10 protein-coding genes are annotated in these 14416 nt (G+C 63.9%); 6 read left to right on the plus strand and 4 right to left on the minus strand.

All coding sequences use genetic code 11. From position 1 onward, the window contains the following. Positions 1 to 55: 55 nt before the first annotated feature. Positions 56 to 826 carry an SDR family NAD(P)-dependent oxidoreductase gene (locus AC1DYW_RS06110; protein ID WP_095088615.1) on the minus strand — a complete coding sequence of 257 codons (771 nt, stop codon included), beginning with the start codon at positions 824 to 826 and terminating at the stop codon, positions 56 to 58. Between the two features lie 438 nt (positions 827 to 1264). Between AC1DYW_RS06110 and metH the strand changes: the two genes are divergently transcribed. The 3 genes from metH to AC1DYW_RS06125 all read left to right on the plus strand — a co-directional run bounded on the left by metH (position 1265) and on the right by AC1DYW_RS06125 (position 8116). Next, positions 1265 to 5074: a methionine synthase gene (gene metH, locus AC1DYW_RS06115; RefSeq protein WP_477225418.1), complete on the plus strand. Its 3810-nt coding sequence runs from the start codon at positions 1265 to 1267 to the stop codon at positions 5072 to 5074. A 178-nt stretch (positions 5075 to 5252) separates the two neighbouring features. After that, entirely contained in the window at positions 5253 to 6647 is a 1395-nt protein-coding gene (locus tag AC1DYW_RS06120) for a multicopper oxidase family protein (protein ID WP_477225419.1), read from the plus strand. Positions 6648 to 6799: 152 nt separating this feature from the next. Beyond that, complete coding sequence (locus AC1DYW_RS06125) at positions 6800 to 8116, plus strand: NAD(P)H-dependent oxidoreductase (RefSeq protein WP_477225420.1); 1317 nt, start codon at positions 6800 to 6802, stop codon at positions 8114 to 8116. Between the two features lie 4 nt (positions 8117 to 8120). On the opposite strand, the gene proC is transcribed toward AC1DYW_RS06125, so the two are convergent. From proC to AC1DYW_RS06140, 3 genes are all read right to left on the minus strand, one after another. After that, positions 8121 to 8936, minus strand: a complete 816-nt coding sequence (gene proC / locus AC1DYW_RS06130; RefSeq protein WP_477225421.1) for a pyrroline-5-carboxylate reductase — start codon at positions 8934 to 8936, stop codon at positions 8121 to 8123. A gap of 79 nt (positions 8937 to 9015) precedes the next feature. Then, positions 9016 to 10341: an O-antigen ligase family protein gene (locus tag AC1DYW_RS06135; RefSeq protein WP_477225422.1), complete on the minus strand. Its 1326-nt coding sequence runs from the start codon at positions 10339 to 10341 to the stop codon at positions 9016 to 9018. Beyond that, positions 10310 to 11308, minus strand: coding sequence for a glycosyltransferase family 2 protein (locus AC1DYW_RS06140; RefSeq protein WP_477225423.1), 999 nt, complete (start codon positions 11306 to 11308; stop codon positions 10310 to 10312). Before AC1DYW_RS06140 ends, AC1DYW_RS06135 begins: the two co-directional genes overlap by 32 nt. Before the next feature lie 171 nt (positions 11309 to 11479). Here AC1DYW_RS06140 and AC1DYW_RS06145 point away from each other — a divergent pair, with 171 nt between their 5' ends. The 3 genes from AC1DYW_RS06145 to AC1DYW_RS06155 are packed head-to-tail and all read left to right on the plus strand — an operon-like array spanning position 11480 to position 14363. Beyond that, positions 11480 to 12652, plus strand: a complete 1173-nt coding sequence (locus AC1DYW_RS06145; protein WP_477225424.1) for a glycosyltransferase — start codon at positions 11480 to 11482, stop codon at positions 12650 to 12652. Next, positions 12649 to 13443, plus strand: coding sequence for a WecB/TagA/CpsF family glycosyltransferase (locus AC1DYW_RS06150; protein ID WP_477225425.1), 795 nt, complete (start codon positions 12649 to 12651; stop codon positions 13441 to 13443). Before AC1DYW_RS06145 ends, AC1DYW_RS06150 begins: the two co-directional genes overlap by 4 nt. Then, positions 13440 to 14363 carry a DUF6492 family protein gene (locus AC1DYW_RS06155; protein WP_477225426.1) on the plus strand — a complete coding sequence of 308 codons (924 nt, stop codon included), beginning with the start codon at positions 13440 to 13442 and terminating at the stop codon, positions 14361 to 14363. Before AC1DYW_RS06150 ends, AC1DYW_RS06155 begins: the two co-directional genes overlap by 4 nt. Positions 14364 to 14416 lie beyond the last annotated feature (53 nt).

Genomic DNA, 14416 nt, shown 5'->3' on the forward strand with positions numbered 1-14416 from the left:
GAACGAGCGCCAGCTTCGATTGCGCCCTTTTTGATTTCGCTCACAACCCGCGATCTTACGCCACCGACCAGCCGCCATCGACCAGAATATTGGCGCCGGTGATCATCGAGGCTGCGGGCGAGGCCAGGAACACGACGGTCCCTGCGACATCGATCGGATCGCCGATGCGGCCGAGCGGAATGTGCCCCAGGACATGGGCATGAAAGTCCGGCTCGGCGAGGGACGGCCGCGTGCCGTCGGTCCAGATGAAGGTCGGCGCCACGCTGTTGACGGCGATCTTGTGCTGGGCCCATTCGGCGGCCAGGCAGCGCGTCAAATGGTTGATCGCCGCCTTGCTCATGCAGTAGATCGCCTCGCCCTTCAGCGTCACCGTGCCGGCCTGCGAGCTGATGTTGATGATGCGCCCGGATTTCTGCGCGATCATCAACCTTCCGACCGCCTGGGTGGTGAAGAACGTGCCCTTGAGGTTGACGTTCACCGTCAGGTCGAAATCCTCCTCGGTGACGTTTTCGGCCAGGTTTTCCGGCCCAAGCCCGACATTGTTGACCAGCACGTCGATGCGGCCGAAGGCGGTGTGCGCCTCGGCGACGGCCTTTCGCACCGTGGCGAGGTCGGTCAAATCCATCTGCACGGCAAGCGCCCGCCTGCCCAAACTCTCGATCTCGGCGACCAGTTCCGCCCCGTCGGCCTTGCTGCGCACGCCGACGATCATGTCGGCCCCCGACCCGGCACAGGCCAGCGCACAGGCGCGGCCGATGCCGCGCGAGGCGCCGGTGACCAGCGCCACCTTGCCGGCCAGATCGAACTTTGGTGTGAACTCTGTCATCGCAACCTCCCCTGAAGGCTCTGGCTTCTTGCTTGAGCATGATCTTCAGCGAAACCCGGATTCCACTTTTCGGGATCATGCTCCAGGCCGAAACCATCGCGGATGGTGACGACCCTCTTTGCCGAACACTATCCGGTCGCCGCTTGAAAGCCAGCCGGCATCTGAAGACAGCTCACGACAAGAACACCGCTTGCCCCCCGACTTGACAGCCTCTGCGATGTGCTGACCGATCTCGGCGCCGCCCGCAAGGAGAAGGCGATGGTTCGGAAAAAATCTCGCCGAGGCACAAGCCCTGCTGGCCGGACTGCACTGACACAGCGATTTCCCTCGGGAGCCAGGCGATTGCAACGACGCGTGACATAGTCGATCGCTTGTCGTATATTGACATAAAGATATCCTTATGTGACATGAATAGGCTTGTCGCCAAAGGGATAAAAAATGTCGCAGAATTCTGCATCGCTGGACGCATTGTTCGGCCCCGTTGCGGCAAAGCCCGACGGCTCGGAAGTGCTTGCGGCGCTGACGGCGGCAGCGCGCGAACGCATCCTCATCCTCGACGGCGCCATGGGCACGCAGATCCAGGGCCTTGGGTTCGACGAGGGCCAGTTTCGCGGCGAGGCCTTCGCCGGCTGCGCCTGCCACCAGCAAGGCAACAACGACCTTTTGATCCTGACCCAGCCCGGAGCGATCGAGGAGATCCACTATCAGTACGCCATATCAGGCGCCGATATCCTCGAGACCAACACCTTCTCCTCGACCTCGATCGCCCAGGCTGACTACGGCATGGAGGATGCCGTCTATGCGTTGAACCGCGACGGGGCGCGGCTGGTGCGCCGCGCAGCGCTGAGGGCGCAGCAGCAGGACGGCAAACGCCGTTTCGTCGCCGGCGCCCTGGGGCCGACCAACCGAACGGCGTCGATGTCGCCTGACGTCAACAACCCCGGCTATCGCGCAGTGACTTTCGACGATCTGCGTCTCGCCTATGGCGAACAGTTGCGCGGGTTGATCGACGGCGGCGCCGACATCATCCTGATCGAGACCATCTTCGACACGCTGAACGCCAAGGCGGCGATCTTCGCCTGCAACGAGATCTTCATCGAGAAGGGCGTGCACCTGCCGGTGATGATCTCCGGCACCATCACAGACCTGTCCGGCCGCACGCTGTCCGGCCAGACGCCGACGGCCTTCTGGCATTCTGTGCGTCACGCCAGCCCGTTCACCATCGGCCTCAACTGCGCGCTCGGCGCCAAGGCCATGCGCGCGCATCTGGCCGAGATTTCGGACGTCGCCAACACTTTCACCTGCGCCTATCCGAATGCCGGCCTGCCCAACGAATTCGGCCGGTATGACGAGAGCCCGGAATTCATGGCCGCGCAGATCGAGGATTTCGCCCGCGAGGGGCTGGTCAATGTCGTCGGCGGCTGCTGCGGTTCGACGCCGGATCACATCCGGGCGATCGCCGAGGCGGTGCGGAAATATCCGCCGCGCGCCATCCCCGAGATCGAGCCGAAGATGCGCCTGTCCGGGCTGGAGCCGTTCACGCTGACCGACGAGATTCCGTTCATCAATGTCGGCGAGCGGACCAACGTCACGGGGTCGGCCAGGTTCCGCAAGCTGATCACGGCGGGCGACTATGCCGCCGCGCTCGACGTGGCGCGCGACCAGGTCGCCAACGGCGCCCAGATCATCGACATCAACATGGACGAGGGGCTGATCGATTCGAAGAAGGCGATGGTCAGTTATCTCAACCTGGTCGCCGCCGAGCCGGACATCGCCCGCGTCCCGGTGATGGTCGACAGTTCGAAATGGGAGATCATCGAGGCCGGCCTGAAATGCGTTCAGGGCAAGCCGCTGGTCAACTCCATCTCGATGAAGGAAGGCGAAGAGGCGTTCCTGCATCATGCCAGGCTGGTGCGCGCCTATGGCGCGGCGGTGGTCGTCATGGCCTTCGACGAGGACGGCCAGGCCGACACCAAAGCGCGCAAGGTCGATATCTGCACCCACGCCTACAAGCTCCTGACCGAACAGGCCGGCTTTCCGCCGGAGGACATCGTCTTCGACCCCAACGTCTTCGCCATCGCCACCGGCATAGAGGAGCACGACAATTACGGCGTCGACTTCATCGAGGCGACCGGCGAGATCACCGCGACGCTGCCGCACGTCCATATTTCCGGCGGCGTGTCGAACCTCTCCTTCTCGTTCCGCGGCAACGAGCCGGTGCGCGAGGCGATGCATGCCGTGTTCCTCTACCACGCCATCCAGCGCGGCATGGACATGGGCATCGTCAATGCCGGCCAGCTTGCGGTCTACGACACGATCGAACCGGAACTGCGCGAGGCCTGCGAGGATGTCGTGCTCAATCGCGTGCCCAAGGCCGGCGGCACCGCAACCGAACGCATGCTGGAGATCGCCGAACGCTTCAAGGGCACGGCGGGCCAGGAGGCCAGGGAGCGCGATCTCGCCTGGCGCGAATTGCCGGTCGAGCAGCGGATCAGCCATGCATTGGTCAACGGCATCACAGAGTTCATCGATGCCGATACCGAGGAAGCGCGGCTGGCGGCAGAGCGCCCGTTGCATGTCATCGAAGGCCCGCTGATGGCCGGCATGAATGTCGTCGGCGACCTGTTCGGCGCGGGAAAAATGTTCCTGCCGCAAGTGGTGAAGTCCGCGCGGGTGATGAAGCAAGCCGTCGCAGGGCTATTGCCGCACATGGAGGCCGAGAAGCTGGCGAACGCCGCCAATGGCATCGACAATGGTGAGCGCCAGACGGCGGGAAAAATCTTGATGGCGACGGTGAAGGGCGATGTCCATGACATCGGCAAGAACATCGTCGGCGTCGTGCTTGCCTGCAACAATTACGAGATCATCGATCTCGGCGTCATGGTGCCGGCGGCCAAGATCCTGCAGACGGCGCGCGAACAGCACGTCGATATCATTGGCTTGTCCGGCCTGATCACGCCGTCGCTCGACGAGATGGTGCACATGGCCGCCGAGATGGAGCGCGATGGTTTCGACATCCCTCTGCTGATCGGCGGTGCGACGACCAGCCGCGTGCACACGGCGGTGAAGATCCATCCGCGCTATACCAGGGGCCAGACCGTCTACGTCACCGACGCCAGCCGGGCGGTCGGCGTGGTCTCGTCCTTGCTGTCGAACGAGACCAAGGGCGGCTATGTCGACGCGGTGCGCGCCGAATACAAGAAGGTCGCTGACGCGCATGCCCGCTCCGAGGCCGACAAGCAGCGGCTGCCGCTGGCCAAGGCGAGAGCCAACGCGCACCGGATCGACTGGTCGAGCTACGAGCCGCCAAAGCCGTCCTTCACAGGCGTGAAGGTTTTTGAAAACTGGGACCTCGCCGAACTCGCGCGTTACATCGACTGGACGCCATTCTTCCAGACCTGGGAGTTGAAGGGGCGTTATCCCAAGATACTCGAGGACGAGGCGCAGGGTCCCGCTGCTCGCCAGCTGTTCGAGGATGCGCAGGCAATGCTAAAGAAGATCATTGCCGAAAAATGGTTCGCGCCACGCGGCGTCATCGGCTTCTGGCCGGCCAACGCCGTTGGCGACGACATCAAACTGTTCACGGACGAAGCACGCTCGCAGGAACTGGCGACCTTCTTCACCTTGCGCCAGCAGCTGACCAAGCGCGACGGCAAGGCCAATGTCGCGCTGTCGGATTTCGTCGCCCCGTCGGACAGCGGCAAGCCCGACTATATAGGCGGCTTCATCGTCACCGCCGGCATCGAGGAGGTGGCGATCGCCGAGCGGTTCGAGCGGGCGAACGACGACTATTCCTCGATCATGGTCAAGGCGCTGGCCGACCGCTTCGCCGAGGCCTACGCCGAGCGCATGCATGAGAAGGTGCGCCAGGAGTTCTGGGGCTACGCGGCAGACGAGAAGCTGGCGCCAGACGAACTGATCGGCGAGCCCTATCGCGGTATCCGTCCGGCGCCCGGCTATCCGGCGCAACCCGACCACACCGAGAAGGCGACGCTGTTCCGGCTGCTCGACGGCGAAGGCAATGCGGGGGTGAGCCTGACCGAAAGCTATGCGATGTGGCCGGGCTCGTCTGTGTCGGGGATCTATCTGTCGCATCCCGAAAGCTATTATTTCGGCGTCGCCAAGGTCGAACGCGACCAGGTCGAGGACTACGCACGCCGCAAGGCCATGCCGTTGGCCGAGGTCGAGCGCTGGCTCGGACCCATCCTCAACTATGTTCCGGCGCACCATGCCGAGGCGGCTGAATAGCGCGGCAAGCTCGGTCGCCTTTTCGCTCTGACAGTCGGTGTGAACGGGACTTTGGCGCAGGTGTTTTGACTCTGGTTCACGCTGTGCCGTCAACTGAATTTGCTCTGGTTGCCGGCTTGTGATCCATGGCGTGGCGGTTACACCTTCGGGGTAGCCGTCTTTGCAGTTGGAGCGCCAGATGACTGTACTCACACGCCGCAGGCTTTTGAAGACGGCAGCGATTGCCGGCGCCGGCGGGGTCGGGCTCTCGGCCATGGGCAGGTTTGCCGGTTGGGCCGCCGCAGGGCCTAAGCCAGTTGTGCTGCAGACGGCCAAGATCCAGGCGAAGCTGATGGATGTCGGCCAGACCAGGGATGTGCTGAGCTATGGCGACGCCGGAATGCCGCCGGTGCTCAGGATGAAAAGGGGCGAGCCCTTCGCCGCGCGGCTTGTCAATGCGATCGACGATCCGACGACGATCCATTGGCACGGCATTCGCGTGCCGAACAAGATGGATGGCGTGCCGTTTCTGGTCCAGCCCTATGTTTATACCGGCGATCATTTCGACTACGCCTTCACGCCGCCCGACGCCGGCACCTTCTGGTACCACCCGCACTGCAACACGCTGACCCAGATGGGCCACGGCCTGACGGGGGTAATCGTGGTCGAAAACCCCGGCGATCCGACATTCGATGCCGAGATGGTCCTCAATCTGCGCGACTGGCGGCTCGGCGACGACGGCCAGTTCATCGACCAGTTCCGGCCTCGCGATGCCGCAAGAACCGGCACCTACGGCACCGTGCGTACCGCCAACTGGCTCGATCAGCCCCAATATGACGCGCCGGCTGGCGGGCTGGTGCGGCTCAGGGTCGCCATCACCGACGTCACGCGGATCTATGCCTTTCTCGTCGATGGCGCGGAGGCCACCGTCATGGCGCTTGACGGCAATCCGGTGCCGCAGCGTTTTACTCCCGATGCTCTGCTGCTTGGACCCGGCCAGCGCATGGAACTGGCCATCCGCATGCCCGACGACGAGGGCGCGATCGTCAGCCTGCGAGACGTCAGGGGCACCAAGCCCAGGGTGCTCGCGACCCTGCGCACGACTGGAAGCTCGCTCAAGCGCGACATTCGTGATGTTGCACCCCTCGAGGTCAATCCGGTGGCGGAGGTGGATCTCACCGCCGCCCAGCATATTTCGCTGGCGCTCAGCGCCACGGCGGAAAACGTCCCGAGCGATGGCATCTGCGGTTCGCTTGGCTACAGTTTCTGGGCCATTAACAAGGTGCCGTGGCCAGGCGATACGCCCGATCCAACCGCGCCATTGGCCGAACTGAAGCTCGGCAAAAGCTATGTCATCGACATGGAGAACCTGACGCCGCAATCCCATCCGATGCATCTGCACGGCATGAGTTTCAAGGTGTTGTCGTCCTCGACGCGCGAGGTTCAGCCGCTGATTTCGGACACCTATCTCATCCAGCCCAACGAGAAGGTGAGCCTGGGCTTCGTCGCCGACAATCTCGGCGACTGGCTGCTGCACTGCCACATCATCGAGCACCAGAAATCGGGAATGACGAGCTATGTCAGGGTGGTCTGAACCCGGTTTCAATGGCTCGGAGATGGGTGGGAGGGTTGTTCTAACGCTGCATTGACGAGCGAGAAATTGCCGTCGGCTTGCGGTTTCGTTGGCAAAGAGGGGCGATTCCCTGCTATTGCCGCCTCGAAATCGAGAAGCATGGAAGCACCTGCATGACCAATGTCGCCTTGACCGGGCTTGCCCGCGATCTCGCCAGGCGTGCCGCCGAGGGCCGCCCGGTGCGCATCGGCGTTATCGGCTCGGGCGAGATGGGCACCGATCTGGTGACGCAAGGCATGCTGATGAAAGGCATTTCGGTCTGCGCGGTCTCGACACGCCGTCCGCACACCGCGCGCGAGGCCATCCGTATTGCCTATGGCGATGAAGCGATGGCGGTCGAAGCCGACACCGCATCGAAAGTCACCGGGGCCATCGAGAGCGGCAAGATCGCCATCACATCCAACGAGATGCTGGTCACCAATCCGCTGATCGACGTCGTCATCGACGCCACCGGCAAGCCGGGCGTCGCCGCTGATTTCGACCTGATGGCGATGGAGCACGGCAAGCATCTGGTGATGATGAACGTCGAGGCCGACGTCACCATCGGCTGCTATCTCAAGCAGCAGGCCGACCGGTTGGGCGTCGTCTATTCGGTCGGCGCCGGCGACGAGCCGTCGAGCTGCATGGAGCTGATCGAGTTTGCGTCCGCGCTCGGCTACACCATCGTCTCCGCCGGCAAGGGCAAGAACAACCCACTCAACCACGATGCTGTGCCGGACGATTATCGCGAGGAAGCGATCCGCCGCAACATGAACCCGCGCATGCTGGTCGAGTTCGTCGACGGCTCGAAGACCATGGTCGAGATGTGCGCCATCGCCAACGCCACCGGGCTGGTGCCCGATGTCCCCGGCATGCATGGCCCGAAGGCCGATCGCGATGACCTCGCCAAGGTGCTCATCCCGCGAGAGGACGGCGGGCTCCTGTTGAAGAAAGGCGTCGTCGACTACACGGTCGGCAAGGGCGTCGCGCCCGGCGTCTTCGTCATCGTCGAGGCGACGCATCCGCGCATCATCGAGCGCATGGACGATCTGCATATCGGCCACGGCCCCTATTACAGCCTGTTCCGGCCGTATCATCTGACCTCGCTGGAAGTGCCGCTGACCGCCGCCCGCATCGTGCTTTTCGGCAAGCCCGACATGGTGCCGCTGCCAAAGCCGGTGGCAGAAGTGTGCGCCGTCGCCAAGCGCGATCTCGCCGCCGGCGAAACCTTCGATGCGATCGGCGAGACCTGCTATCGCTCTTGGACCGTGACCGTAGGTGACGCTCGCGCCCAACGCGCCGTGCCCGTCGGCCTGCTGGAGGGCGGCAAGGTGCTGAAGCCGGTCCGGAAAGGCGAGTTGCTGACCACCGACAATGCCGCGCCCGACCAGACCACGCGGCTGTTCGCCTTGCGCCAGCTGCAGGACGACATGCTGTACGGAACGAACTGAGTTCTTACTTTCCCAGCTCGATCGATCGCAGCCGCGCCGCCTCGACTGCCTCTGTAAGCAGGTTGGTTAGCCTGTCCTCGCCCATCAGCACGCCAAGGGCAGCCGCCGTCGTGCCGTTGGGGCTGGTGACCTGCTGGCGCAGCACGCCCGGCTCCTCGCCGCTTTCGGCGGCGAGCGAGGCAGCGCCGTAGACTGTCTGCATGGCGAGCAGCTTGGCGGTCGCCGTCGGCAGGCCAGCCTTCTCGGCGGCCACGGTCAGTGCCTCGATGAAATGGAAAATATAGGCCGGCCCCGATCCGGACACGGCGGTCACCGCATCCATCAGACCCTCGTCGTCAATGGTGGCCACTTCGCCACTCGCCGACAAAAGGTCGGCAACGAAACGATTGGTGTCGTCGGAGACCAGTCGGTTGGAGAACACCACCATCATGCCCTTGCCGATGGCAGCGGGCGTGTTGGGCATGCAGCGCACAACCGGTGCACGGCTGCCCAGGATTTCTTCGAAAGTGGCGGCCGGTGTCCCGGCAGCGATGCTGACGAAGGTGGTGCGGCCGTCGCCGAAGCGCTTGTAGGCGGCCGTCACGTCTCGGATCACTTGCGGCTTCACCGCGATGACGACGAGATCGGGAACGGCATCGGCTGGAATGCCGCCGGCATCGGCTGATGTACCGCAGCCCAGCACTGCCGCTCGATTGCGTAGGTCGGCATTGGGCTCGACCACGAAGACCGCCGATGGTTGAAGCTTGCCGGATTTCAGCCAGCCCGAGAGCATGGCGTAACCCATATTGCCGCAGCCGGCGAGAACGAGCTTGATCGTCATGGAACCCTCCGAAGGAAGGCCTTCACATAGACGCTCGCGGTTCGGTGGGGAAGCCCCGTCAGGACGGACGAGAAGACCGCTAACCGCGATCGGAATCCCGCACTGCCATGGGCCGCAGCGACACCTGTCTCAGCCCAAGCACGCCGAGCACGAAGAACAGCCAGACCGGGTCGCCTCGATGGAAGAAGAAGCTTTCGAGGAAGGCGTTGAGCGCCGTGAACAGCACCACCATCATGAAGAAGTCGCCGAGATAGATGTTTTCCTTGCGAAGCGGGATACGCATGTAGTCGCGCAGCGGCGCGATGAGGAAGGTGTAGACCGCGACGCAAAGTGCCGGAATGCCCATCAGCACGGCGATGTCGAGATAGCCGTCATGGCCGTGCACGATGGTTCTGATGTCCCACGGCCGGTCGAAGGGCTGGTCCTGGTTGAGCAGCAGCGGCGTGCCCCAGAAGCTTTCATAGCCGTAGCCGGTCCATGGTCTCTTCGCCAGCATACTGCCGGCGAACTCCCACAGCGTCGTGCGCCCGGTATAGGTCATGTCGGGGAAATAGATCGCCGCCAGATGTTTCACCGGCGGCAGGAAGACGATGCCCAGCGTGCCGACCGCCGTGCCGATCATCGCCAGCGCAAACAGGACCGGCGTGCCAAGCCGCATCCCCATCAGGCTCGGCAGCACGACGATCAGGATCGAGAACGGCACCAGCCCGGCCGTCGTCTTGGAGCCGGTGTGCAGCATGAAGATCATCGCCGCGCAAAAGATCGCCGCCCCCCAAAGCCGCTGCCCGCGCCGGTAGAGGTACAGGCCGGCGAAGCTGAAACAGGCCATGATCGGGCCGGCGATGTTCTTGTGGGTGAACACGCCGCGCCACAGGCCGGCATGTTCGGGCTCCTGTGAGTCGGCGGTGTGCATGGCTTCGTGCGGAAAGACGATGAGGCCGAAATAGGACAGGCCCATGACCACGACGGCGGTGAAGATGATGACCTTTGAGAAAGCCTCGGCGTCGCGCGGCAAGACCAGTATCGTCGCCATCGTCAAAATGCCGATCAGCGTGAACGAGGCGGCACGCATCGCCGTGGGCGGGTCGGTTGCCAGCACCACCGACAGGAAAAAGAAACCGAGCATCAGCACCCAGGACGGGCTGAGCAGCGAGCGCACCACGCGCGGATCGGCGAAAGCCATCAGCGAGAAGATCGACATGGCGCCGAGCGAGCCGAAGCCAAGCTGGTTGACGATGTCGCCGCCTTCCCCGGTCAGTTCGGCGCCGGCCGGCTGGAACGGGCGGAAGGACACCATGATGACGGTGAACAGCAGTGCTGCGATCGCGGTCGCCACGCCTTCGCGCGTGAACGCTTCGCTGAGCGGGGCGCGCTCAGTTTTTCTCAGGCTGGCGGTATTGCTCATTGGCATATCCGAATTCGGCCAGCACGCGGCCCAGCGCCACATGGACGGGGTAGATGGCGATCGCCGGCGATCCTGTCCGCGCCAGCCGGAGCATGCCGCGGAACGGCGAGGCGGCAAGCAGCGCCAGGCTCTTCAGCAACACCATGGCGCCGGCCAGCGGCGCGCCGGCGCGTTTCTTCTTTTCGACCAGTGTCGAGATCACGCCGTTGCGCAGGCTGCGGGCACGGATCCAGTCGGCCTCGAGGCGCCGGGCCGGAACGGTTTCATGCACTTGTCCCTCGGCGCACCAGCCCAGCACGAAGCCTCTCTGTGCGGACCGGCTGAGAAAATCAGAATCACCGCCGCCCATGAAGTTGAATTTCAGATCGAGAAAGGGCGGACCCATGGCGATCAGTACATTGCGTCCGACCAAAAGGTTGCCGGACGAATAGAGCGCCGGCACGCGTCCGGTTTCCCGGTAGGGCGGCGCAAACACCGGATGCTCGGCCCATTTCGCATGGGCGGGGTCGGCAAAGTCGGGCACCTGCGGACCGCCGACGATATCGGCGCCGAGCGTTTCGGCCGCCGTGCACATCCGTTCCAGCCATTGCGGATCAGCGATCTCGTCATCGTCGATGACCAGCAGATGCCTGAAGCTGGGGAATTGCAGGATCGCTGTCTGCCAGCCGGCATTGTAGGCGCTGCAATTGCCGCGCTGATGGGCGATGATGACCAGACCTGAAATCTCGCCGCGCTCGAACAGCGGCACCGCCGCCTTGGCGCCGGCACGCGCTTCGGCTTCATTTTCCATGACGATGACGGCAAAGCACCGGCCGGTTTGCTGCGCACGCAGCGACGCCAGCGTTTCCAGCACCTGCTCGGGCCGCTTGAAGGTCGGCAAGGTGACGACGACTTCGACAGCCTCGACGTCAAGCCGGGGCGAGCGCCCCGCGATCGATACCGAACTGTCCGATGGCAAAGGGATCATCTGTGTCCAGCCACATGGTGAGTTGGGTTCTGGTAGCACCACGGTGATAAGGTTTCGTTAATCACCTTGTACGGAGAAGCCTGCCTGCCAGCGGCATTCGCTCGTCGATTGTGCTCGCTTAATCAAGGGTTCACCGCACTTTGCTACCGGCTACACCACAGGATAGGTGAGATGCATCTGCTGTTCGCCACATCGATCGTGCCCGACGGCGCTCTTGCCTCGGGCTATGAGATCGCCAACGCTGCGATCATCGCTGCTTTGCGGCGCGCTGGCGTGCGCGTCACCGTCATCGGCTTCACCTGGCCAGGAAAGCCCGCAGACGACCCCGAAAACACCGTGGTGCTGGGTGCGATCGACGTGCGCACGGACAATGCCTCTGCACGACAAAAGCTGGCCTGGGTCGGCAAGGCGCTGCTCTCAGGCCTCACCTTCGCCTCGGTCAAGTTGCGCGCAGTGCCCGACAGCGACGTTCTCGCCGCGGTCGCACGCGCCGGTCCGTTCGACGGCTATGTGCTGAATTCCGTGCAGTTCGCCGGCGCCTTCGAAAAGCTGTTCGCCGACCGGCCCTCGATCTTCGTCGCCCACAATGTCGAGCATCTTTCGGCGCGGGAGAATGCCGCTGCCGCCGGCAGCCTCTTCCAGCGCCTGCTGTTTCGCCGCGAGGCGAAGTTGCTCGAGACCATGGAAGAGCGTCTCTGCCGCCGCGCGCGCTTCATCTTCACGCTGGCCGAGGAAGACCGCGCGGCACTCGGTGTCGCCTCCGACGACCGCTCGGCGGTGCTGCCTTTAGTGACGGGCGCGCAGCCGCCGACCGAGGTAGCTTTGCGCCGGATCGATTGCGAGGCAGCGCTGATCGGCACCTGGACCTGGCAGCCGAACCGTATCGGCCTGGACTGGTTCCTGGGCAAGGTGGTGCCGCATCTGCGGCCCGGTTTCCGCATTCGCATCGCCGGCAGCATGCCTTCGGGCGTCACGTCGAAGCATCCCGGTGTCGAATTCGTCGGCCGTGTGCCGGATGCGCAGGCTTTCGTGCGCAGCGCTGCCGTCATCCCGCTGATCAGCACCGCCGGCAGCGGCGTCCAGTTGAAGACCATCGAGACCTTCGAACTCGGCCTGCCCTCCGTCGCCACCAGCCGCTCGCTGCGCGGCATCGATCATCGCCCGGCCAATTGCGTCGTCACCGACGATCCGGCCGATTTTGCCCGGGCCCTGGAGGCCGCGGCAACTGTCATCCACGATGTCGACGGCAGCGCTTTCCGTCGGTCGCAGGTCAGGGCGCTCGATGCCGCCATCCGGCTCGGCCTCGAAAAGCTCGGGCCGGTCAGGCAGGAGGCGTTTGCATGAACATGCATGCCGCCCGCACCCCGTCGGGGCTCGACACCTCTAAGACGATCCTCGGTATCCCGGTGCTCGCCATCCGTTGGAACGATGCGGTCGGACTGCTGAACCGCCTGATTGCCGAGCGGCGCTTCACCAAGGTCAGTTTTCTCAACGCCCACAACGCCAACCTCGCCTCCACCGACCCGGTCTTTGCCGACGCGCTCGATGATTTCCTCATCCTGCCCGACGGCATCGGTGTCGATCTGGCGGCGAAACTTCTTTATGGAGCGCCGTTTCCAGACAACCTCAACGGCACCGACTTCGTCCCCGCCTTCCTGCAGGCCTCGACGACGCCCCTGACGGTCGGGCTGCTCGGCGCGACGCGCGTCAATGCCGAAGCTGCGTCGGCCAAGCTTGCAGCACTTGCCGTGCAGCACAGCTTCGTGGTCATCCATGACGGCTATTTCTCGCCGGCCGAGGAGGCGGGAATAGTCGATCGGATCGAAGAATTGCGGCCGGACGTGCTGCTCGTGGCCATGGGCGTGCCGCGCCAGGAATTGTGGATCGCACGCCATATCGACGCGCGTCACTGCACGCTGCCGATCGCCGTCGGCGCATTGCTCGATTTCCTGAGCGGCGCGGTGCCGCGGGCGCCCTTGTGGATGCGCCGGCTGCGGCTCGAATGGCTGTTTCGGTTGGCCGTCGAACCCGGTCGCTTGTGGCGCCGCTACGTGGTCGGCAATCCCTTGTTCCTGCTGCGCGTTGTCAGGCAGAAACTCTCGCGCACACCGGAAGCTGCGGGAGACATCCATTGAACAGCCGGTTCGTCCCAGGCGCCGCTATCGAGCCAAGCACGCTTCAGCAGCTACCGACGGCGGCAATAGTGACGGCAAGCTATGCACCGGATTTCGAGCGTTGCCGGCTGTTATGCGAAACGCTTGACCATCACGTTTCGGGCGCGGCGCACCACTATATCCTTGTCGAACATCGCGATATCAAGCTTTTCCGTCAGTTGGAGAACGACCGTCGCAGCATCGTCGATGAGCGGGAGTTGCTGCCGCGTTGGCTGCATGCCTTCGATGATCCGCTCAGCCTGTTTCGCCGGCGAGTCTGGCTCAGCCTTAAGACGCAGCCGTTGCGCGGCTGGCACGTGCAGCAATTGCGCCGTATCGCGATCGCCGCGCATGCCGGGGAAGACGTGCTGATCTTCTGCGACTCCGACGTCGCCTTCCTCAAACCTTTCGACTGCGGCGCCTTCTGGCGCGAGGGCAAGGTACGGCTGTTCCGCCGCGACGGGGTGCTGGCGGACGAGGGGCATGAGGAGCATCGCATCTGGTCGCGCAACGCCGGTACGGCACTCGGTATCGACCCGTCCCGGACATCGGTCCATGACTATATCTCGACGCTGATCGCGTGGCGGCGTGACACCGTGCTGGCCATGTGCGGCGAGATCGAGAAGGTCCATGCGCGTGGCTGGGTCGAGGTTGTCGGCTCGGCGCGCAAATTCTCCGAATGCATGATCTACGGCCGCTATGTCGACGATCTGCTGGAGGGTGCCGGCCACTTCCACGCTTCGGAGGAGTTCTGCCGCGTCCACTGGACCGGGCAAGCACTGTCGGACGACGAGTTCCGCCGCTTCGTCGCCGCCATGGCGCCAGAGCAGGTGGCAATCGGCATGCAGTCTTTCATAGGCACCGATATCGGCCGCATCCGCCGTCTGATCGGGCTCAACTAAAGGCCGGATCCTGAAAACGGGCTGGGTTTCCGTCCGCAATTGCGTCAAAGCTG

The sequence above is a fragment of the Mesorhizobium sp. P2_D5 genome, from assembly GCF_056404355.1.

Excerpts from the sequence above, each read along its gene's own strand:
- AC1DYW_RS06110 (WP_095088615.1), bottom strand. The coding sequence starts at position 826 with ATGACAGAGTTCACACCAAAGTTCGATCTGGCCGGCAAGGTGGCGCTG.
- metH (WP_477225418.1), top strand. The coding sequence starts at position 1,265 with ATGTCGCAGAATTCTGCATCGCTGGACGCATTGTTCGGCCCCGTTGCG.
- AC1DYW_RS06120 (WP_477225419.1), top strand. The coding sequence starts at position 5,253 with ATGACTGTACTCACACGCCGCAGGCTTTTGAAGACGGCAGCGATTGCC.
- AC1DYW_RS06125 (WP_477225420.1), top strand. The coding sequence starts at position 6,800 with ATGACCAATGTCGCCTTGACCGGGCTTGCCCGCGATCTCGCCAGGCGT.
- proC (WP_477225421.1), bottom strand. The coding sequence starts at position 8,936 with ATGACGATCAAGCTCGTTCTCGCCGGCTGCGGCAATATGGGTTACGCC.
- AC1DYW_RS06135 (WP_477225422.1), bottom strand. The coding sequence starts at position 10,341 with ATGAGCAATACCGCCAGCCTGAGAAAAACTGAGCGCGCCCCGCTCAGC.
- AC1DYW_RS06140 (WP_477225423.1), bottom strand. The coding sequence starts at position 11,308 with ATGATCCCTTTGCCATCGGACAGTTCGGTATCGATCGCGGGGCGCTCG.
- AC1DYW_RS06145 (WP_477225424.1), top strand. The coding sequence starts at position 11,480 with ATGCATCTGCTGTTCGCCACATCGATCGTGCCCGACGGCGCTCTTGCC.
- AC1DYW_RS06150 (WP_477225425.1), top strand. The coding sequence starts at position 12,649 with ATGAACATGCATGCCGCCCGCACCCCGTCGGGGCTCGACACCTCTAAG.